Source organism: Pantoea sp. PNT03 (assembly GCF_014852515.1).
GTDB lineage: Bacteria > Pseudomonadota > Gammaproteobacteria > Enterobacterales > Enterobacteriaceae > Pantoea > Pantoea leporis.
Genome location: NZ_JACVBT010000001.1, coordinates 1,341,755 through 1,363,210, shown reverse-complemented (window position 1 = coordinate 1,363,210; position 21,456 = coordinate 1,341,755). Strand labels below are relative to the sequence as shown.

The 21,456-nt window shown below is 59.1% G+C and carries 14 protein-coding genes; 10 read left to right on the top strand and 4 right to left on the bottom strand.

What is annotated here, in order from left to right; all coding sequences use genetic code 11:
* Nucleotide 1 precedes the first annotated feature (1 nt).
* The 3 genes from tssM to IB226_RS06355 all read right to left on the bottom strand — a co-directional run bounded on the left by tssM (nucleotide 2) and on the right by IB226_RS06355 (nucleotide 3,909).
* Nucleotides 2–2,116 carry a type VI secretion system membrane subunit TssM gene (tssM, locus tag IB226_RS06365; RefSeq protein WP_192234525.1) on the bottom strand — a complete coding sequence of 705 codons (2,115 nt, stop codon included), beginning with the start codon at nucleotides 2,114–2,116 and terminating at the stop codon, nucleotides 2–4.
* Nucleotides 2,116–3,330 (bottom strand): type IVB secretion system protein IcmH/DotU, encoded by a 1,215-nt coding sequence (icmH, locus tag IB226_RS06360; RefSeq protein WP_101764124.1) that lies wholly within the window; start codon nucleotides 3,328–3,330, stop codon nucleotides 2,116–2,118. The genes tssM and icmH overlap by 1 nt, the downstream gene beginning before the upstream one ends.
* Nucleotides 3,331–3,414: 84 nt before the next feature.
* A complete protein-coding gene (locus IB226_RS06355) occupies nucleotides 3,415–3,909 on the bottom strand; it encodes an SH3 domain-containing protein (RefSeq protein ID WP_192234148.1) in 495 nt (164 codons plus the stop codon).
* A gap of 484 nt (nucleotides 3,910–4,393) precedes the next feature.
* On the opposite strand from IB226_RS06355, the gene IB226_RS06350 reads away from it, so the two are divergent.
* The 10 genes from IB226_RS06350 (at nucleotide 4,394) to IB226_RS06305 (ending at nucleotide 20,094) form a co-directional block, all read left to right on the top strand.
* The gene (locus tag IB226_RS06350) at nucleotides 4,394–5,614 is read left to right on the top strand and encodes a nitrate regulatory protein (RefSeq protein ID WP_101764125.1); all 1,221 of its coding nucleotides are present in this window, start codon (nucleotides 4,394–4,396) and stop codon (nucleotides 5,612–5,614) included.
* Between the two features lie 264 nt (nucleotides 5,615–5,878).
* Nucleotides 5,879–7,132 carry a CmpA/NrtA family ABC transporter substrate-binding protein gene (locus tag IB226_RS06345; RefSeq protein WP_110866338.1) on the top strand — a complete coding sequence of 418 codons (1,254 nt, stop codon included), beginning with the start codon at nucleotides 5,879–5,881 and terminating at the stop codon, nucleotides 7,130–7,132.
* An 11-nt stretch (nucleotides 7,133–7,143) separates the two neighbouring features.
* Nucleotides 7,144–8,016: a nitrate ABC transporter permease gene (gene ntrB, locus IB226_RS06340; protein WP_101764127.1), complete on the top strand. Its 873-nt coding sequence runs from the start codon at nucleotides 7,144–7,146 to the stop codon at nucleotides 8,014–8,016.
* 10 nt (nucleotides 8,017–8,026) lie between these two features.
* On the top strand, nucleotides 8,027–8,815 hold the full coding sequence (locus IB226_RS06335; RefSeq protein WP_101764128.1) for an ABC transporter ATP-binding protein: 789 nt from the start codon (nucleotides 8,027–8,029) through the stop codon (nucleotides 8,813–8,815).
* A 10-nt stretch (nucleotides 8,816–8,825) separates the two neighbouring features.
* On the top strand, nucleotides 8,826–12,893 hold the full coding sequence (nirB, locus tag IB226_RS06330; protein WP_110866336.1) for a nitrite reductase large subunit NirB: 4,068 nt from the start codon (nucleotides 8,826–8,828) through the stop codon (nucleotides 12,891–12,893).
* Nucleotides 12,890–15,493, top strand: a complete 2,604-nt coding sequence (locus tag IB226_RS06325; protein ID WP_110866335.1) for a nitrate reductase — start codon at nucleotides 12,890–12,892, stop codon at nucleotides 15,491–15,493. Before nirB ends, IB226_RS06325 begins: the two co-directional genes overlap by 4 nt.
* Before the next feature lie 11 nt (nucleotides 15,494–15,504).
* The gene (cobA, locus tag IB226_RS06320; protein ID WP_137385963.1) at nucleotides 15,505–16,368 is read left to right on the top strand and encodes a uroporphyrinogen-III C-methyltransferase; all 864 of its coding nucleotides are present in this window, start codon (nucleotides 15,505–15,507) and stop codon (nucleotides 16,366–16,368) included.
* An 87-nt stretch (nucleotides 16,369–16,455) separates the two neighbouring features.
* Nucleotides 16,456–17,607 (top strand): flagellar biosynthesis protein FlhB, encoded by a 1,152-nt coding sequence (gene flhB, locus IB226_RS06315; RefSeq protein ID WP_101764132.1) that lies wholly within the window; start codon nucleotides 16,456–16,458, stop codon nucleotides 17,605–17,607.
* A complete protein-coding gene (flhA, locus tag IB226_RS06310) occupies nucleotides 17,600–19,687 on the top strand; it encodes a flagellar biosynthesis protein FlhA (RefSeq protein WP_101764133.1) in 2,088 nt (695 codons plus the stop codon). Before flhB ends, flhA begins: the two co-directional genes overlap by 8 nt.
* A complete protein-coding gene (locus IB226_RS06305; RefSeq protein ID WP_192234146.1) occupies nucleotides 19,687–20,094 on the top strand; it encodes a flagellar protein FlhE in 408 nt (135 codons plus the stop codon). The genes flhA and IB226_RS06305 overlap by 1 nt, the downstream gene beginning before the upstream one ends.
* 45 nt (nucleotides 20,095–20,139) lie before the next feature.
* On the opposite strand, the gene IB226_RS06300 is transcribed toward IB226_RS06305, so the two are convergent.
* The gene (locus IB226_RS06300; RefSeq protein ID WP_192234144.1) at nucleotides 20,140–21,453 is read right to left on the bottom strand and encodes a cytochrome c; all 1,314 of its coding nucleotides are present in this window, start codon (nucleotides 21,451–21,453) and stop codon (nucleotides 20,140–20,142) included.
* Nucleotides 21,454–21,456: the final 3 nt, after the last annotated feature.

Here is a 21,456-nt window from a genome sequence, read left to right as displayed (position 1 = left end):
ATTACTCACTGTGTCTGGTCAATCGCTGCGAAACAACGTGCGGCGCAATCGCCAGCGTGTTGCTGCTGTCACCGGCATTTTTCAGATTCTCCGCAAGCTTACGCATCATCAACGCATTGTCACGTGCATACGGCGAAGACTGAATTTGCTGATCCAGCAGCTGGCTCAGATGCCAGTCGAGCTGCTGCAAATCGCGCGCGCTGACATCATCCGGCAGCGTGCGCTGCAGGTTTTGCATCAGCCAGCCACGCAGGAACTCGCCGTCATAATTGCGCGGCTGATAGAGCATCTGATAGGCCCGCAACGCATTGCGACTGTACTCGTTATCGGTGCCAGGATCGTCACGCAGCAAATTGGTGATCTGCTGCGCCACGCGCGGCAGCAGTAAAGACTTAAGCGCATTTTGATAAAGCGCCCACGCCGCATCGCTGACCTGGTTGCCGCGATACAGCCCAACGCGCATGGTAAGCGGTGGATTGTCGAGGGAAAAACGCTCGGAGAGCGGCAGTTTCACCAGGTTATTTAAGAAGGGTAGCAGATCAAAAATATTATCGGCGGGCTGATGGATCACCTGCTGACTCTGGGTGGTGATCGGCGCGAGGCGTTCGGCAACCTGGTCCAGATAACGCTGATTCTGAATATAGCTGGTGAGCCACAAACAGGAGAGCAGCAGCAGCGCGCCGGTCAGCACGCCATAACCGATCCAGTGGAACAGGCGGTTGCGGTATTCCCAATGGCGATTGCTGCCCGCCAGGCCGCTTTCGCGGAACACTAAATTGCTCAGTAAATCGCGGATAAAGAAACTCTGTCCTTTGTTGCCGGGGATCGGACTGCTGCGATCGACGCTATTCCACGCCGCGAGGCTGCTTTCGCCGGTATGCGGCAGCTGCAGCTTGCGGTTCAGCTCGCCCATGATGCGGTCAAACGGTAAACCTTCCTGCGTGCCGCTGGTGAAGAACAGGCCGCGCGCCGACCAGGCGATCGGCTCCTGATGGCTGGAAAACACCACATCGAGATACTCATTCAGCAGCGGACGCAGCGAACTGAACTCTTGCGGGAACAGGAAGCTGTCGGCGCGCTGGGTGAGATCGCGCTCGCCGGCCATGACGTCGGCCAACTGCTGCTGTAAACGCTGCTCTAAGTGCTGATATTGCTGGCTGAAGCTGCGGTGCCAGTTGTCTTTATGCGGTTTGCCCGGTTCCCACGGGAAAGTGAAGCCCCAAATCGCATCGCGCTGCGGCTTGCTGAGCGTGCCGTAAAAACTCATAAACCCTTTCAGCAGGTCGGTTTTGGTCACCATCACATACACCGGGAAGTGAATGCCGGTGTGCTGATGCAGCTCCGCCATGCGTTCACGTAGCGCGCTGGCCTGCGCATGGCGCGCTTCGGCTGAATCGGTCAGCAGATCGGAGACGCTGATGGTCATGATCACGCCGTTGATCGGCTGACGGGTGCGATAGCGCTTTAGCAGATTGATAAAACTGTGCCACTCCGCGCCATCGCGCGCGCGTTGGCTCTCCTGCAGCGCGTAACGTCCGGCGGTATCGATCAGCACTGCACTGTCGGTGAACCACCAATCGCAGTGGCGCGTGCCGCCCACGCCGCGAATTGCCGCTTTGCCGAGGCTGTCGGTGAGCGGGAATTGCAGGCCAGCGTTAAGTAGCGCGGTAGTTTTACCGGCGCCCGGCGCGCCAATCATCACGTACCACGGCAGCTGATAAAGGTAGTGACTTTGAAAACGTGCCAGCCAGCTCTGCTGATGACGACGACCAAACTGGGTGCGCTTTAAACGCAGCGCTGCTTCACTGAAGCGCTGCGCCAGCAGGGTTTCGGTGGCCTGACGATCGGATAACTCTTCCTGGCTCATCTGCTGCAGCCGGTTGAGCAACTTGCTGTTAAACCAGCCGCGCCACAGTGCAGGGATAAACTGGAACAGCAGCCAGAGCAGATACAGCAGACCCACCGCTAACTGGCGCGGCAATACTGGCTCGAGCGGGCGCGTATCGCCCCAGCTCCACAGCGGTCCGAGCATCCACAGCACGCAGCTCAATGCCGTGACGCCAATCAGGCTCCACAGCAGGCGATGGGTTAACAGATGTTGCAGTGATGCGCGCATCATTGGCCTCCCTGATGATTGCCGAGGGTTTCCGGTGTCACAAACAGGGTGATTTCCACCCGACGATTGCGGGCGCGATTTTCATTACTGTCGTTCGGCAGCAGCGGATTGCTGTCGCCGCGACCTTCCGCTTTCACGCTGTGACCTTCCGCGAGCTGCGGATTAAGCAGCTGCATGATGGCGCGTGCGCGCGCAGAGGAGAATTCGTAGCTGGAGGCGAAACGGCCATCGACCGGGCTGTTATCGGTATACACCGACACCAAAACCGTGCCTTTAACGGTTTTCATTGCACTGGCGACATGCGCCAGCAGCGCCCGTCCCACCTGATTCACCACCGTGCCGTCGCTGGAGAACAGTTTGTCAGCGGGGATGATCACTTTGCTGCCGAACGCGCCGTCGCTCACTTCCAGCTGTCCAGCGGCAATCACATCATTCAGACGTTGATGCAGATCAAGCAGCGCTTGAGGGGAAGTAGGGCGACGTCCTGGCGTGATTTGTGGCAGCGGGGTTTGATAGATGGTGCGCAGCAGCGGTTCGGCGGCATTGCCGAGTCGCCAGTTCAGTCCGCTGTAAATCAGGCTCGCCACCAGCGTGGCCAAGGTAACGCAGGCCCAAAGCGGCACCATCGGACGCGTCAGGGTGCTGACCAGCGGATGCACTTCCACCAGCGGCACCGCCGGATTGGCGCTCGCCGGGCGATGTTCCGTAATGAGTTGTGCCAGGCGTTTGCGGATGGCTTCACACTGCGCGCGGCCGCTGTCACTGCCGCGATAACGGCCTTCATAACCAAGCAGCAGGCAATAGTGGATCAGTTCCAGCAGCCACAGATGCTGCTGCGGGCTTTGCGATACGCGCGACAACAGCTGGAAAACTTTCTCTCCGCCCCAGCTTTCATTGTGAAAGGTGACCAGCATGCCGTTGCCGGACCACACGCCGCGCGTGCCCCACGGCGTTTGCGCTGCGGCTTCATCCAGCACGCTGCACAGGCAGTAGCGCGCGCCGATAATCATCTCAAAAGGTAAGCCCGCTTGTTTACAGCGTTGTTCGAATTGGCGGATCTCTTCGATCAGTAACTGGCGCAATCCGGCAGGATCGTCATGTGTCGCGGCCTGCCGTATACGTACCACGGCATTCAGGATGGGTGCTGCGGCATTAAGCAAAAGGTTATCATTGCCCGCGACAATGCCATCGCGAGCAAGGGAATCCTGAGTCATTAAATCTTGGTTATCCAGGCAAGGGCGAAAATCACAGCCCGCAGAGCAAACGCTTCTGCGGGCATTGTGCGCCGGATTGCATTATCAGTCTAAAATCCAGGTCGCGGTATCGTTAGTGCGACAAGCCTTGCTGGCGCCGCCAACGGCCACACAAACCTGTTTGCTGTTGCGGCGGGGGCGCGGACGATCGCTTCGAATGGTCGCGTCGTAACGGCTGCTCTCCACGCCCGCTTTCGGCGGAATATAGCCAATTAACTGGCCGTTAGGCTCATCAGCCACTGCCAGCCAGCTGTGTTCAACACGGCCGAGCACTTCAAACGGTTTGGCGTTATCAAGATAGCGCACTACCTTGCCACCATAATCAGGCGTGGTCATTACCGAGGCCGCATACAGCGCGCGATAACTCTCATTGACCGGCGTGAATTCGCCAGGTGCTGCCACCGCATGACGATGGACCAGTTGGACGCCATTCACTTCACTGGTTACCAGCGTGTCATCTGTAACGGGTGGCGGTGGCGCTTTGCAAGCAGCCAGACTTAATACCGCCAGCAACACAAGCACGAGACTCTTATTCACCATGATCCTCAAATTTCATCAGATTAGCTGCAGAGTAATCTGCGGCACGGGCCGTTAAGGCAGGCAGATTAAGCAGCGAGAAAGCCATCAAAAAAACAGACAGATTACAGAAAGATAGTGCTGAACTAAGTCTACCTAAGACTTTTGAGAATTCAAACCATTGCACCATGAGAAATCCCGTGCTAGCGGGCGAAAAAGCAGCGCAGGCCGATGATATAAAACACATAGTCACGGTGATAGATAAGCTTAGTTAATTTATTCGCTGCAGTTAACGATGCGAGGCAGCGCAACGGCATTTGGTCGCTGTTAGTACCAAACGAAAATGGTAAATAAGATTAATCTATTTGTATGAAGCAAAAAAGATTGCCTTGCGAAACAATTTTCTCAATTTCGGAATTTCCGGGCCCAATTCTGCCACGTTTAAACGCAGCACGGCATGGCTTTTGCTTGACCCTCTGTTTACACCGCTAAACCGCTGGAGAAAGCAATGAATCGGGCTTTGAACTATCTACGTGCTAGCCGCGCCAGCGAGATTGCGAGCCTGCAACGGTTGCTGCGGACCGGCGAACAGATTACCGCCATCAGTGAATTGATCCATGTGCTGCAGCGTGAACGTGGAGCCAGCAATATCTGGCTGTGCTCGGCTGGTCGACTGTTTGGTGAAGAGCTAGCACAGCGCGCTGCGGAGGTAGAACTGCGCGAACAGCGTGCAATGGCGGTGCTGCCGGAAGCAGAGGCGCAGCCCGGCTATAGCCGATTTTGCATGCTGATCGCGACTGCGCTTCAGGCGCTGGACAGTCTGCCGGCGCTGCGTCAGCAAGTACACAGCCGCACCGTGACGCAGGCGCAGGCGATGGATGCGTTTAATCACATCATCTGCACCTTACTCAATCTGGTATTTGAAGCGGCGGATACCGCCAGTGAGCCGGACATCTCGCGTGCGTTAATCGCGCTATTTAGCTTTATGCAAGGCAAAGAGCTGGCCGGACAGGAGCGCGCCACCGGTTCGGCGGGATTCGCTGCCGGTGAATTTACCGAGACGCAACGGCAGCGCATTCAGGTGTTGATCGCTGCGCAGGAGCAAAGCTTTGCGACTTTCAGCCAATTTTCTGATGCGGAAAATCTACAACGCTGGCAGGCGATAGCCGATGCCGGCAGCCAAATTGAGCGGCTAAGACGCATCGCCTGCACCGGCGCACAGTGCGGTGAAAATGGCGTGTTGCAGTGGTTTAGTCTGCTCAGTTCGCGTCTCGATCAGATGAAACAGATTGAAGATACGCTGTGCGCCACGCTGATGAATCGCTGTCAGTGTGCGATTGCGGCTGCCCAGCACAGTGAATCTCCGCCGATAGCCATCGGAGAAGAGGCCAGTTTCTCGCTTTATATCGCGGGTGCCAGCTGGCTGTCAGGCGTTGAAACCACGCTGGACAGCAATGGCCTCGCGCCCCAGCTCGGGCGTTCGGTGCTGGCGTTGATCCGTGAGCAGTCGCAGCGTCTGCAGACGCAGGCCGATGAACTCGCCTCGATGCGCGCGTCACTGGATGAACGCAAAATTATCGATCAGGCGAAAAGCTGGTTGATGCAGCAGCACGGTTTCAGCGAGCAGGATGCGTGGCAGGCGCTGCGTAAGAGCGCCATGAACCAGAACAAACGGGTGCTGGAAATAGCCCTGGCGGTGCTGGCGGTTGCCGCCACGCTCAAGGCATAACTCGAAGGAGGTAGCTGCACAAACCCTGTGCGTAGAGTGCGTCAGCGCAGTGCAAAAACGACGCATCATCAGCGCATTTATAGCGCCAGCCTTGATAAAACGGCCTGATATTTTTGGCACAGGTTTTGCAATACCTTACAGACATTGCGCATTTGTTTCGCCAACGGCGGTGAAGCGAGTGCTTTGGATAAAGGCGTCCGGCCCCATGTTTTTGCGACATGCGGGAGGACGCCTTTTTTTATTCTTTTTTTCAGGATGCGCATGATGAGCAAAACGCGGTTCACATTGTCACGACGTCAATTTCTCCTGGGTAGCGCGGCGGTCGGTGGCAGCTATCTACTGCCGGGATTACGCAATGCGGTATGGGCTGCCGGTTCCGATGCGCCCGAAAAGAGCAACATTCGCGTCGGCTTTATTCCGCTCACCGACTGCGCGCCGGTGGTGATGGCGTCAGTAAAAGGCTTCGATAAAAAATACGGTCTGACGCTGCAACCGAGTAAAGAAGCCAGCTGGGCGGCGGTGCGCGACAAGCTCACCGCTGGCGAATTGGATGCCGCGCACGCGTTGTACGGCATGATTTATGGTCTGCAGTTGGGCATTGCCGGGCCTCAGCATGAGATGGCTAACCTGATGACGCTCAACAACAACGGGCAGGCCATCACCCTGGCGAATCAGCTTAAAGATCAGAAAGTTACTGATGCGGCCAGCCTGCAAAAATTAATCGCCAGCCAAGCCAAAGGCAGCTTTACCTTCGCGCATACCTTCCCAACCAGTACACACGCCATGTGGCTCTATTACTGGCTGGCCAACGCCGGTATCGACCCGTTTGAGGATGTGCGCACCGTGGTGGTCCCGCCACCGCAAATGGTGATGAACATGAAGATGGGCAACATGAGTGGCTTCTGCGTTGGCGAGCCGTGGAACCAGCGTGCTATCAGCGACAACATCGGTTTTACCGCCACCACCACACAGCAAATTTGGCCGGATCATCCGGAAAAAATTCTCGCCACGCGCGCCGCCTGGGTGCAAGAGAACCCCAATACCGCCCGTGCGCTGACCGCCGCAGTGCTGGAAGCCGCGCGCTGGATCGATGCCTCCGACGCTAACCGCAAAGAGACCGCGCAGGTGCTGGCCGGACGCGCGTGGATCAACACCAAAGTGGAAACGCTGGAAGGGCGCATGCTCGGTCAGTACGAAAATGGCCTCGGTCAGCGCTGGCAGGACGCGCACGGTATGCGCTTCTTCCGCGACGGTGAAGTGAGCTTCCCGTGGATTTCCGACGGCATGTGGTTCCTGACGCAGATGAAGCGCTGGGGCATGGTGCAAACCGCGCCTGATTATGCAGCAGTGGCGCGTCAGATCAACCGTATTGATATCTACAAACAGGCCGCCAGCGCGGTGGGCGGCATTAGCGTCCCAGCCGGCGAGATGCGCAGCAGCACACTGTTCGACGGCAAAGTATGGGACGGCAGCAATCCCGCCGCTTATGCCGACAGTTTTGCCCTTAAACGCCGTTAAGTGAGGTCATGATGAAATCTGAAGCACGCTCGCTCAATACCGCGCCGATCGCCGCGCCACCGGCGCAGGTGATTGCACTCAAGGTAACGCCCGCACCGCGTCGGGGTCAACGCTGGCTCCGTCCCCTGCTGCAGCGGCTAATCCCCGCCAGTTGCGGCCTGATTCTGCTGCTGTTTGTCTGGCAACTGGCTTCAATGTCCAGTAAAGGCTTCCCCACGCCATATGCCACCTGGCAAGCCGCCGTCACGCTGTTTGCCGATCCGTTTTACAACAACGGGCCCAACGATCAGGGCATCGGCTGGAACGTGGTCGCCTCGCTGCAGCGGGTGGCAATCGGCTTTGGTCTGGCGGCGCTGGTGGGCGTTCCCGCCGGATTCCTGATTGGCCGTTTTACCTTTATCGCGCACATGCTCAACCCGATCATCGCGTTGCTGCGTCCGGTCAGTCCACTTGCCTGGTTGCCGATTGGCCTGCTGCTGTTCCAGCGCGCTGAACCGGCATCAAGCTGGACCATTTTCATCTGCTCCATCTGGCCGATGGTGATCAACACCGCCGAAGGCGTACAGCGAATTCCGCAGGATTATCTCAATGTGGCGCGCGTGCTGCGGCTCAATGAGTGGACAGTGATGCGCCGCATTCTGTTCCCGGCGGTGCTGCCTGCAGTGTTAACCGGTATGCGTTTATCGATGGGCATCGCATGGCTGGTGATTGTCGCTGCGGAAATGCTAACCGGTGGGCTCGGTATCGGTTTCTGGATTTGGAACGAGTGGAACAACCTCAATGTGGAAAACATCCTGATTGCCATCGTGGTGATTGGCGTGGTCGGGTTACTGCTCGAACAGGCGCTGATGTTACTGGCACGCCGCTTTAGCTGGGAAAAATAAGGAGCCGATGATGAATCCAATTATTCGCGTACAGCAGGTCAGCCAGCGCTTCAATACCGCAGGCGGCGAGTTCCTCGCCCTCGATAACGTCAGTTTTGATATCCACGAAGGTGAAACCCTCAGCCTGATTGGTCACTCCGGCTGCGGAAAGTCCACGCTTCTCAATTTGATAGCCGGGCTGACGCAGCCGAGTAGCGGCGTGTTGCTGTGTGACAACCGCGAAATCAGCGGTCCCGGTCCGGAGCGTGCGGTGGTGTTCCAGAACCATTCGTTGCTGCCGTGGCTGACCGCCTACCAAAACGTGGAGCTGGCGGTGCAGCAAGTGTTCAAAGGAAAAATGAGCAAAAGAGAGATGAGCGAGTGGATCGAACACAACCTCAATCGCGTGCAGATGAGTCACGCGCTGCATAAGCGTCCGTCGGAGATCTCCGGCGGCATGAAGCAGCGTGTCGGGATTGCGCGTGCGCTAGCCATGCAGCCGCGTGTGCTGCTGCTGGATGAACCGTTCGGTGCGCTGGATGCGCTAACGCGCGCTCATCTGCAAGACAGCGTGATGCGCATCCAGCAGGAGCTCAATACCACCATTGTGCTGATTACGCACGATGTCGATGAGGCGGTGTTGCTGTCAGATCGCGTGTTGATGATGACCAACGGCCCCGCCGCGCAGGTCGGTGACATTCTCAACATCGACCTGCCGCGTCCACGTTCACGGGTAGCGTTAGCCGACGAGCCGCGCTATCACCAGCTGCGTCAGCGGATTCTGCATTTCCTGTATGAAAAGCAAACGGCTGTGGCGTAAGGGGACAACCATGGTGCAGCGACTGGTAGTGATCGGAAACGGCATGGCGGCGATGCGCATGGTGGAAACCTTGCTGCAACGTGCGCCGGGTCGCTACGCCATCACGGTGATTGGCCGTGAGCCGCACGGCAATTACAACCGGGTGCTGCTGTCGCCGGTGCTGGCGGGCGAAAAAGCCTTCGCTGACACGGTGATCCACGAACCCGCATGGTATGCGGCACATCAGGTGCAGTTGCTGATGGGGGAAGAGGCGCTGCAGGTGGATATCCCTACGCGCACAGTACTAACCGACCAGCGCACCCTGCACTGGGACAAGCTGGTGTTCGCCTGCGGTTCGAGGCCGCGCATGCCGGATCTGCCCGGCATCCATCGCCCACAGGTGCAGGGTTTCCGCACGGTGCGAGACGTGGAGGCCATGCTCGCGCAGCAAGGTCCGGTGGTGGTGCTGGGCGGCGGATTGATTGGCGTGGAAGCCGCAGCGGCGCTGCGTCAGCGTGGACGTGACGTCACGCTGCTGCATCATCGTCCGTGGCTGCTTGATCGCCAGCTGGATGCCAAAGCGGGTGCGCTGTTGCAGCAGCATCTGGCACAGCGCGGTATTCGCTGTCGGCTCGGCGTCACTTTGCAGGCCATTGACGCCGAAAGCGTCACGCTCGGCGATGGGGCGGTTATCGCAGCGGAACAGGTGGTGATCGCCATCGGCGTGCTGCCGGAGATCGCGCTGGCGCAGGCGGCGGGCGTGCCTTGCCAGCGCGGCATTCTGGTTAACCGTCAACTGCAAACCGCGCTTCCGCATGTGTATGCGCTGGGTGAGTGCTGCGAAATCAGCGGCGAAACCTTTGGCTTGATTGCGCCTTGTCTGACGCAGGCCGCCGTGCTGGCAGCACAACTGGCGGGTGAACCCGTGGCCGACTTTCACTATCAGGAAAACGGTACGCGGCTGAAAGTCAGCGGCATTGAGATGTTCAGTGCGGGCGATATCAGCGAAGGCGACGCCATCAGCAGCTTTGACCCGCTGCACCAGCACTATCGCCGACTGTTTTTGCGCAATGGCGCACTGCGCGGCGTGCTGCTGTTTGGCGACAGCCAGGCGGCAGGCACGCTGCTACCACAACTTCAACAGGCCGCGCAGGTGGGCATTAACGCACTGTTCGGTCTTGACGACAACACAACGCAGCCAAGCGCTGCAGGAAGCCAGATGATGAGCAAACCTCTTCTCGCCGTGGTTGGACATGGCATGGTCAGCCACCATTTTCTCGAACAGCTGGTGAGTCGTGAACTGCATCAGCACTATCACATCGTGGTATACGGCGATGAGCCGCAGATGGCCTACGATCGCGTGCATCTTACCGAATACTTCAACGGTAAAAGCGCGGACGATTTGTCACTGGTCTGCGATAACTTCTTTCAGCAACACGGCATCGAACTGCGCAGCGGTTGTGAAGTGGTGGCAATTGACAGTGCAAAACGCAGCCTGCGTGATGCCAGCGGCGCGGAATTGACCTGGGATAAACTGGTGCTGGCGACCGGCTCGGTGCCGTTTGTACCGCCGGTTCCCGGCCACGATCACGCGCGTTGTTTTGTATACCGCACACTGGCCGATCTGGATGCGATTGCTGACTGTGCCCGTAATGCGACGCGCGGGGTGGTGATTGGAGGCGGGCTGCTCGGACTGGAAGCCGCCAACGCATTGAAACAGCTCGGTCTGGAAACCCATGTGGTGGAGTTCGCGCCGCGTCTGATGGCGGTGCAATTGGATGACGGCGGCGCGCAGATGCTGCGCGGCAAAATCAGCGCGCTGGGCGTTCAAGTTCATACCAGCAAGCAAACTGAAGCGATTGAGAGTCTGCCGGATGGCAGCCTGCAGCTGCGTTTTGCCGATGGCAGCCTGCTGGCAACGGACCTGCTGGTATTTTCAGCGGGTATTCGTCCGCGTGATGCACTGGCGCGCGCCGCCGGTCTGCAACTGGGTGAACGCGGCGGCATTCTGATCAACGACGCTTGCGCCACCAGCGCCGCAGATGTCTATGCGATTGGTGAATGCGCGCTGTGGCAAGGGCAAATTTTCGGTTTGGTTGCGCCGGGATATCAAATGGCGCGCGTACTGGCGGCGCAGCTGGCGCAGGAAGAACTGGCGTTCAGCGGTGCCGACATGAGCACGAAACTGAAACTGCTCGGCGTGGAAGTGGCGTCATTTGGCGATGCGCACGGGCGCACCGCTGACAGCCAAAGTTATCAGTGGATCGATAATCCAAAGGGCATCTACAAAAAACTGGTGGTGTGCAAAGATCGCAAAACGCTGCTTGGCGGCGTGCTGGTGGGCGACAGCGCAGATTACGCCAGCCTGCTGCAGATGATGCTGAATCAGTTACCGTTACCAGAAGAGCCGGAAAGCCTGATTTTGCCCCAGTTAGCGGGTGCGCCGGCTAAAGCGCTGGGTGTCGCGGCGTTGCCAGACAGCGCGCAAATCTGCTCGTGCCATAACGTCAGCAAGGCGGACATTTGCGGGGCAGTGCAGGGCGGCTGCGGTGACATGGCGGCGATCAAAAGCTGCACCAAAGCGGCAACCGGCTGCGGTGGGTGTAGCGCATTAGTCAAACAGGTGATGGAGTTCCAGCTCGCCAGTCAGGGCGTGGAAGTGAAGAAGGATATCTGCGAACACTTTGCCTACTCGCGTCAGGAGCTTTATCACCTGATCAGCGTCGGCAACATCAGCACCTTCGAGCAGCTATTACAGCTCAACGGGCGCGGACAGGGCTGTGAAGTGTGCAAGCCGCTGGTGGGATCATTGCTGGCATCATGCTGGAATGACTACTTACTGAAGCCCGAACATCTGCCGCTGCAGGATACCAACGATCGCTACTTCGCCAACATCCAGAAAGATGGCACCTATTCGGTGGTACCGCGTGTGCCAGCCGGTGAAATTACGCCGCAAGGGCTAATTGCGATTGGTGAAGTAGCCGCTCGTTACGATCTCTACACCAAAATCACCGGCGGTCAGCGCATCGATCTGTTCGGTGCGCGGCTCGATCAGTTACCGGATATCTGGGAACACTTAATCGCGGCGGGTTTTGAAACCGGTCACGCTTATGGCAAATCGCTGCGCACGGTAAAATCCTGCGTGGGGTCAACCTGGTGCCGTTACGGCGTGCAGGATTCTACCGCCTTCGCCATCGCATTAGAGAATCGCTACAAAGGGCTGCGCGCCCCGCACAAAATTAAAATGGCGGTTTCCGGCTGCACGCGTGAATGCGCTGAAGCGCAGAGCAAGGACATTGGCGTAATCGCCACGGAAAAAGGCTGGAACCTGTATGTCTGCGGCAACGGCGGGATGAAACCGCGTCATGCCGATTTGTTCGCCAGCGATCTCGATGATGAAACGCTGCTGCGCTACGTTGACCGCATCTTGATGTTCTATGTGCGCACCGCCGATCGTCTGCAGCGCACCAGCGTGTGGATGGATAACATGGAAGGCGGACTCGACTACCTGCGTCAGGTGGTGATCGAAGATTCACTCGGTATAGCCGTGCAACTGGAGCAGGAGATGCAGCGCGTGGTGGAGCGCTATCAGTGCGAATGGCACAGCACGCTGCAGGATCCTTCGCGTCGCGCCTTGTTTACCGCCACCGTCAACAGCGAGCAGCCTGACGAGACGCTCAACTATGTGCAGGTGCGCGGTCAGCGTCAGCCCGCGACGGCGGACAGCATTCCCGTTACCACGTTGCCGGCAGAACCCTGGAGTGCCATTTGCCTTGTCGACGCTATCCCGCCGTCTGCGGGCATGGGTGCGCGGTTAGGCGGTCAGCGTGTGGCCTTGTTCCGCTTGGGCGAGGCGATTTATGCGCTGGAAGATATTGAGCCCGGCACGCAAGCCAGCGTGCTGTCGCGTGGCATTCTCGGCGACGTAGCGGGCGAGCCGGTGGTGATATCACCGCTCTACAAGCAGCGCGTGCGGCTGCGCGACGGACAAAGTCTCGATAACGCCGAGCATCAGCTGCGCTGCTGGCCGGTGCGCGTGGAGGGCGGCAAAGTGTGGCTCGGGCATCAGCCGATTATTGCGCTGGCGGCGGCCTCATGAAAACCACCTGTCCGTACTGCGGCGTGGGCTGTGGCGTGGAGGTGAAAGCCCTCGATGCGCCGGTGAGCGGCGACCGCCAGCATCCGGCTAATTTCGGTCGGCTGTGCGTCAAAGGTTCAGCGCTGGGCGAGACCCTGATGCATGACGGTCGTTTGCTCTGGCCGCAGATTGATGGTCAGCGCGTCAGTATCGATGCCGCACTGGACCATGTGGCGGCGGGTTTCCGGCGCATCATCGATCAACATGGCCCGCAGGCGGTGGCCTTTTACGGCTCCGGTCAACTGCTAACGGAGGATTATTACACCGCCAATAAGCTGATGAAGGGCTTTATTGGCTCTGCCAACATCGATACCAATTCACGGCTGTGTATGGCTTCGGCGGTGGTGGGTTACAAACGCGCTTTCGGTGCCGATGCGGTGCCGTGCTGCTATGACGATCTTGAACAAGCCGATGTTGTGGTGTTAGTCGGCTCCAACGCGGCATGGGCGCATCCAGTGGCGTGGCAGCGGCTGGTGCAGGCCAAAGCCGAACGCCCTGAGATGCAGCTGGTGGTGATCGATCCGCGTCGTACTGCCAGCTGTGACCTTGCTGATGTTCATCTGGCGCTGCAACCGGGATCTGATAGCGCGCTGTTTGCCGGGCTGCTGAACTGGCTGGCGCACCATGCGGGTATCGATGCCAGTATGTTGCCGCATCTGGCCAATGTGGAAGCGACCTTAGCCGCCTGTGAGGCGTGGGATGTGGCGACGGTCGCCGCTGCCTGCCAGCTGAGTGAGCATGACATTGTGGCATTTTGGCAGCTGTTCGCAGCGCAGCCGCGCGTGCTGACGCTGTGGTGCATGGGCATCAATCAGTCACAAACCGGCAGCGATAACAACAACGCCATCCTCAATGCGCATCTGCTCAGCGGCAAAATCGGCCGTGCGGGCTGCGGACCGTTTTCGCTGACCGGACAGCCCAACGCCATGGGCGGCCGTGAAGTGGGCGGCTTAGCCAATCAGCTGGCGGCGCACATGGGCTTTAGCGCAGCAGAGGTTGATCGTGTTGCGCGCTTTTGGCGGAGCGATCGTGTTGCGCAGCAGCCGGGACTGACGGCAGTTTATCTGTTCAATGCCATCGAACGCGGCGACGTCAAGGCAGTGTGGATCATGGGTACCAATCCTGCCGTTTCGATGCCGGAAGGTAACCGCGTGGCACACGCGCTGGCGAAATGCGAGCTGGTGGTGGTGTCGGAAGTCAGCGCCCACAGCGACACGGCACAATTTGCTGATGTGCTACTGCCGGCGCAGGCATGGGGCGAGAAAAACGGCACCGTGACCAATTCGGAGCGGCGTATCTCACGCCAGCGCAGTTTTATTGCGCCAGCCGGTGAGGCCAAAGCGGATTGGTGGCTGCTGGCGCAGGTGGCGCAGCGACTCGGTTTTGGCGCGGCCTTTGCCTGGCAGCATCCAGGCGAGATTTTCGCCGAGCATGCCGCGCTGTCTGGTTTTGAGAATCGCGGCACGCGCGCCTTTGATATCAGCGCGCTGGCAACCATCACGCGTGAGCAATATGACCAGTTAGCCCCGGTGCAGTGGCCGATCACTGCCGCGTCACCCAACGGCACCGCGCGGCTGTTTGCCGATCGCCGCTTTTACCATGCCGATGGAAAAGCGCGTCTGCTGCCGCCCGCGATACCGGTTAAAACCCTCATGACCACTGATTATCCGCTGCTGATGAATACCGGCCGCATCCGAGATCAGTGGCACACCATGACGCGCACCGGCAACGTGCCGCGACTGATGCAGCATTACGATGAACCCTTTGTCGCGCTAAATCCGCTGGATGCGGCGGCGTACGGCTTGAGCCACGGCGATGTGACGCGCGTGCAGTCGGCGCTGGGCTGGTGCAGCGGACGCGTCACCCTCGACAGCGGCCTGCAGCGTGGGCAAATCTTTGTGCCGATGCACTGGACAAGACAGTTCAGCGGGCAGGCCAACGTCGATGGATTAGTCGCGGCCAGCTGTTGTCCCGATTCCGCTCAGCCAGCGTTAAAACAAACGGCGGTGCGCTTGCAACTACTGCGTCCAGCGTGGCAAGGCTGGCTGTGGCTGCCGGACATCATCACGCCGCCTGCACTACTCTACTGGTCGCGAGCCCCACAGCCCGGCGTGCAGCGCTATGTGCTGGCGGGCAGCGCTCATGCTGGCGAATGGCTGATGCAACTGCCGGGCATGTCCGCATTGCAATGGCAGCAGGCGCAGGCGGGACAGCAATTGCACTGGCTTGGTTGGCGCGAGGGCAAGTTGGCATGCGCCTTTTATGCCGCGCCCTGGCTACCAGACATCGATCACCCATTTATCGCGCGGGCCTTCAGCCAGCCGCCCGATTTGCCGCAGCAGCGACATGCGCTGTTGGGCGGGCGACCGGCGCAGGGCGGCAGCCACGGACGTACCCTTTGCAGCTGCTTTGGCGTCGGTGAAGTGGCGATTCGCCGGGCCATCGCTGAGGGCTGTGATTCCCCGGCAGCGCTCGGCGCGGTGTTGAAATGCGGCACCAACTGTGGCTCCTGTATCCCGGAGCTCAAACAACTGCTCTCATCTCTGCGCGTGGCGCAGTAACGGAAAACATCATGACGCAAGCCAGTGAATCCCTCGACAAGCTGTTTAATCCGCGTGACGGCGAACACGCGCAAGGTGGCGTCTGGCTGGTTGGGGCTGGGCCGGGAGACGTAGAACTGCTCACCTTAAAAGCATGGAGGCTGATCAACAGCGCCGACGTTGTGGTGTATGACCGGTTGGTGAGCGAGGCGATCATGGCGGAAGTGCCGCCGGAGACGCTGGCGATTGATGTCGGCAAGAAGCCCGGCAGCCACGGGTTAAAGCAGGCGCAAACTAATCAGCTGCTGGTGGATTTAGCCCGCAGCGGGCGGCAAGTGGTGCGGCTCAAAGGCGGCGATCCCTTTATTTTCGGGCGCGGCGGTGAAGAGATGCTCTATCTGCAACAGGCGGGAATAGCCTGCCAGATCGTGCCGGGTATTACCGCCGCCGCCGGATGCGCGGCAGCCAGCGGCATTCCGCTAACGCACCGTGATTGCGCACAGTCGCTGCGGTTAATTACCGGTCACGGCAAAAGCGGTGAACCGCAGCTGGATGATGCCAGCCTCGCCGCCAATAACCAGACGCTGGTGTTTTATATGGGGCTGAAGTGGAGCGCCAGCATCAGCGCACAGCTGCAGGCGCAGGGCCGCAACGCGCAGACGCCGGTGGCAATCATTGAGAATGGCACGCGTGCCGATCAGCGGGTGATGATCACTACGCTGGCTGAGCTGGCACACACTGTTGAGGTGCAACAAGCCCAATCGCCGGCGTTATTGTTGGTGGGTGACGTGGTGCACTTTTATCGCCAACCGGTCAGGATTAATGCACATTCGAGCAATGTAGCGGCGCCATTTATGGCGACCAATCAGCCCGCAATTTCACTTATGGCTAAATAAGCTCACATTTCCCCCCTTTAATCCGCGCTTTAGCCTGTCAGGGTTTTGGCATTCTATGCTCAGAATTCCTGCCAGCTGAGGTAAGTCGTGGCTGAAGAGAGTAACGAGGACAAAACAGAATCGCCCACGCCCCACCGACTTGAAAAAGCGCGTGAGGAGGGGCAGATTCCGCGTTCGCGCGAGCTGACTTCAGTGATGATGCTGTTGATTGGATTGCTGATCCTGTGGGTCGGCGGCAACAGCATGGCGGAGCGTCTGGCCAGCATGGTCGCCACCGGATTTCGTTTTGATCACGGCATGGTGAACGATGACAAAGTGATCATTGGTCATATCGGCAGCCTGATTAAGCAGGCGGTGATCGCGCTGCTGCCGCTGATGGGCGGCTTAGTGGTGGTGGCGATTGCCGGGCCGATGGCGCTGGGCGGCCTTAACTTCAGCGGCAAATCCATTAAGTTCGATCTCAAAAAGCTCAACCCGCTCACCGGTATTGGCCGCATGTTCTCCGGCCAAACCGCTGCAGAGCTGGTTAAATCGATCATGAAAGCGGTGCTGGTTGGGCTGGTGGCTGGCTGGTACATCTGGAGCCATTGGGAAGAGATGCTGCGTTTGATGAGCGAATCGCCGATCAACGCGCTACATCATGGTTTGTCGATGATCGCCGCCTGCTGTGGGCTGATCATGCTGGGCCTGTTCCCGATGGTGGGTTTTGATGTGTTCTGGCAGCTCTACAGCTACTTCAAAAAGCTGAAGATGACGCGCCAGGAGATCCGCGACGAACACAAACAGAACGAAGGCGACCCGCACGTTAAAGGGCGTATTCGCCAGGCGATGCGCGCGGCGGCACGCCGTCGCATGATGGCTGATGTACCGAAAGCCGACGTTATCGTCACTAACCCGACGCACTACTCGGTGGCGCTGAAGTATCAGGAAGGCAAGATGAGCGCGCCCAAAGTGGTGGCCAAAGGTGCTGGCGATATCGCCCTGAAGATTCGTGAGCTCGCCAAAGAGCACCGCATCCCGATTCTCGAAGCACCGCCGCTGGCGCGTGCGTTGTATCGACACACTGAAATTGGTCAGTTCATCCCCGGCGCGCTGTATGGCGCGGTAGCGGAAGTGCTGGCCTGGGTTTGGCAGCTGCGACGCTGGAAGCGCGAAGGCGGCCTGATTCCAAACAAACCAAAAAACCTGCCGGTTCCGGCAGACATGGACTTTGCAGGAGAGAACACTAACGATGGCTAATTTAGCCGAGAAGCTGCGTTTACCGGGCAACTTTAAAGACACGCAATGGCAAGTGCTGGCGGGCCCGGTACTGATCATGTTGATCTTGTCGATGATGGTGCTGCCGTTACCCGCATTCATTCTTGACCTGCTGTTCACCTTTAACATTGCGCTGTCGATCATGGTGCTGCTGGTGGCAATGTTCACCCAGCGCACGCTGGAGTTCGCCGCCTTCCCGACCATTCTGCTGTTCTCGACGCTGCTGCGTCTGGCGCTGAACGTTGCGTCAACCCGTATCATTCTGCTGGAGGGCCACACTGGCGCCGATGCGGCCGGACGCGTGGTGGAAGCCTTCGGTCACTTCCTCGTTGGCGGTAACTTCGCCATCGGTATCGTGGTGTTCATCATCCTCGTTATCATCAACTTCATGGTTATCACCAAGGGTGCGGGACGTATCGCCGAAGTCGGCGCGCGTTTTGTGCTGGATGGGATGCCCGGTAAGCAGATGGCGATTGATGCTGACCTCAACGCCGGCTTGATTGGCGAACAGGAAGCCAAGCAACGCCGTACCGAAGTGACGCAGGAAGCCGATTTCTACGGCTCAATGGACGGTGCGAGTAAGTTCGTTCGTGGTGACGCCATCGCCGGCATCCTGATCATGGTGATCAACATCATCGGCGGCCTGTTGGTCGGCGTGGTGCAGCACGGCATGGATCTCGGTCACGCCGGTGAAACTTACACGCTGTTGACCATCGGTGACGGCCTGGTAGCACAGATTCCGGCGCTGGTGATCTCCACCGCCGCAGGTGTCATCGTAACGCGCGTGGGCACCGATCAGGACGTCGGCGAGCAGATGGTAACGCAGCTATTCAAGAACCCGCGCGTGCTGATGCTGAGCGGCGGCGTGATTGGTTTGCTCGGCCTGGTGCCGGGCATGCCAAACCTGGTGTTCCTGCTGTTTACCGCTGCGCTATTAGGGCTTGCATGGTGGTTACGCGGTCGCGAAATGCAGCCGAAGAAACCAGCGGAAGCTTCCAGTCTGGTGAAAACCCAGGAAACGCCGGCCACGGTGGAAGCATCGTGGACCGATGTGCAGCTGGAAGATTCGCTCGGTATGGAAGTGGGTTATCGCCTGATTCCGATGGTCGATCACCTGCAAAACGGCGAACTTTTGGGGCGTATCCGCAGTATTCGTAAGAAGGTGGCACAAGAGGTGGGCTTCCTGCCGCCGGTGGTGCATATCCGTGACAACATGGAACTGCCACCCGCGCGTTACCGCATCCTGATGAAAGGCGTAGAAATTGGCAGCGGCGATGCTTATCCGGGCCGCTGGATGGCGATCAACCCCGGCACCGCCGCTGGTTCGCTGCCGGGCGAGCCAACCGTCGATCCGGCCTTTGGTCTGGCGGCGATCTGGATCGACAGCGCCCTGAAAGAGCAGGCGCAGATTCAGGGCTTTACCGTGGTGGAAGCCAGCACCGTGGTGGCGACGCACCTCAATCACCTGATTGGCCAATACGCCAGCGAGCTGTTTGGCCGTCAGGAAGCGCAGCAGCTGTTGGATCGCGTCACGCAAGAGATGCCGAAGCTGACCGAAGATCTGGTGCCGGGCGTCATCACGCTGACGACGCTGCACAAAGTGCTGCAAAACCTGCTGACCGAGCGCGTCTCGATTCGCGATATGCGCACCATTATTGAAACATTGGCGGAACATGCGCCGGTGCAGAACGATCCACAAGAGCTCACCAGCGTGGTGCGTGTGGCGCTGGGACGGGCGATTACCCAACAGTGGTTCCCGGGCAACGGCGAAGTGCAGGTGATCGGCCTCGATGCCACGCTGGAACGCCTGCTGCTGCAGGCGCTGCAAGGTGGCGGTGGACTCGAGCCAGGTCTGGCAGATCGCTTACTGGTGCAGGCGCAAGGCGCACTGCAGCAGCAAGAGATGGCAGGCGCGCCGCCGGTGCTGCTGGTCAATCATCCGCTGCGTGCGTTGCTGGCACGCTTCCTGCGGCGCAATCTGCCGCAGCTGATTGTGCTGTCGAATATGGAGCTGACCGACAACCGTCAAATCCGCATGACCGCCACCATTGGAGGCAAGTAATGCGTCGCTGGTGCTGGGCAGTAATGCTGATGCCGTTGATGGCGCTGCCGCTGGCTGTTAATGCGTCCAGCGGTGCCTGGACAGCCAACGCCAGCGGCCCAAGCCTTGGCGTGCGCGGTAACTGGCTGATGACGCCTGCGCTGCGTGCGCCTTCCAGCGCGCCGGGCAACATTTCGCTGGTGTACTGGCGTTATCAGCTGAGCCGTCCTGCGCCCTCGGGTTTGGTGGTGCGCTTGTGTGCGGGCGATCGTTGTGTCGAGATTGAAGGCGCCAGCGGCAGTACGCGCGGCTTAGCCAACGTGGCGGCGGAAGAGACGCTGCATCTGGCATTTGGCTTTCAGGGGAAGGGCGCCTTACCGCCCGGCTTACGCGTGGTAAGCAGTGAAGTGACGGTGAATTATCAGTAACGCGTGCTACCTCGGCGACGCGCCCCGCGCCGCCGAGTGAAGTAATTAAGGCTTATCTCCCTGACCGTAAATCGGGGGTGAAGCCAGTTTTGCATCCTCTCTTAACCCTTTTACCTGCTTCGCATCCACTTTGGCCGCCGCCGGATTACCAAACTGCTGGGTAACAAAGTTACTGACATCCGCCACCTGCTGGTCACTCAGCTCAGGCGCAAAAGGCGGCATAAAGACTTCGCCCTCGCGCATATGGCGATGTACACCGTTGAGGACCACCGATACCACGTTCAGCGCATCTGCCGCGCCGGTGCTGGTGTGATGGAACAGTGACGGATAGGCATGGAAACCGCTGCCCGATCCCGCACCTTCGGCGCCGTGACAACTGGCACAGTTACCGGCAAATACCACCGCGCCGGGCTGAGCATGGCGGGTCGCCTCATCGGCGCCGCGCAGTGCAATCAGCGCGGTGGAAGGTTGTCCCCAACTGTCACGCGCGCGGGCTTGTTGCGCGTCCGGCTGCGGCTTAACGCTGCGCAGATAGGTGGCGATGTCCTGCAGATCACTCTCGGGCAGATATTGCAGGCTGTGTTCAATCGCTTCGGCCATCGGCCCGGAGGCGCTGGCTTTGTTGGCGACAAAGCCGGTTTTCAGGTAGGTCACCAGCTGCTGCTGGCTCCAGTCACCAATGCCTGCCTGCTTATCGGGTGTGATGTTGTACGCCATCCAGCCACCGAGATCGCCGCCGGCCAATGCTTTATCGTTGTCCATGCCCATGGTCAGATTACGCGGCGTATGGCAGGTGCCGCAGTGCGCCAGCGCTTCAACCAGATAGCGGCCGTTATTCCACTGCGCGCTCTGCTGCGTATCGTTCTGCAATTCGCCTTTATCGAAGTTAAACCACTTCCAGAAGCGCATGCCCCAGCGTTGGTTGAATGGGAACGGCAGGTCGGTTTGCGGTGAAGCCTGATGCACCGGCGGCATCGACATGAGATAGGCTTTGATTGCCAGCACATCGTCGCGCTTCATTTTGGTAAAGGAGTCATACGGCATCGCCGGATAGAGCTGCTCGCCGTTTTTGCCAATGCCGTCGCGCACCGCAGCAACGAACTGATCGTCACTCCAGCTACCGATACCGTACTGCTTATCAGAGGAGATATTGCTGCCCCAGATCTGGCCGAAAGGCGTACTGACCGCAAAGCCGCCGCCAAACAGCGGGCCGTTGGTGGCGGTATGACAGGCGGTGCAGTCACCGGCGCGCGCCAGATATTCACCGCGCTTAATCTGAGCGGCATTGTCTGCCGCCTGCGCCACGGCGCACTGCATCAGGACCACCGCGATAGCGGCCTGAATCAATACAGGTTTCATCGG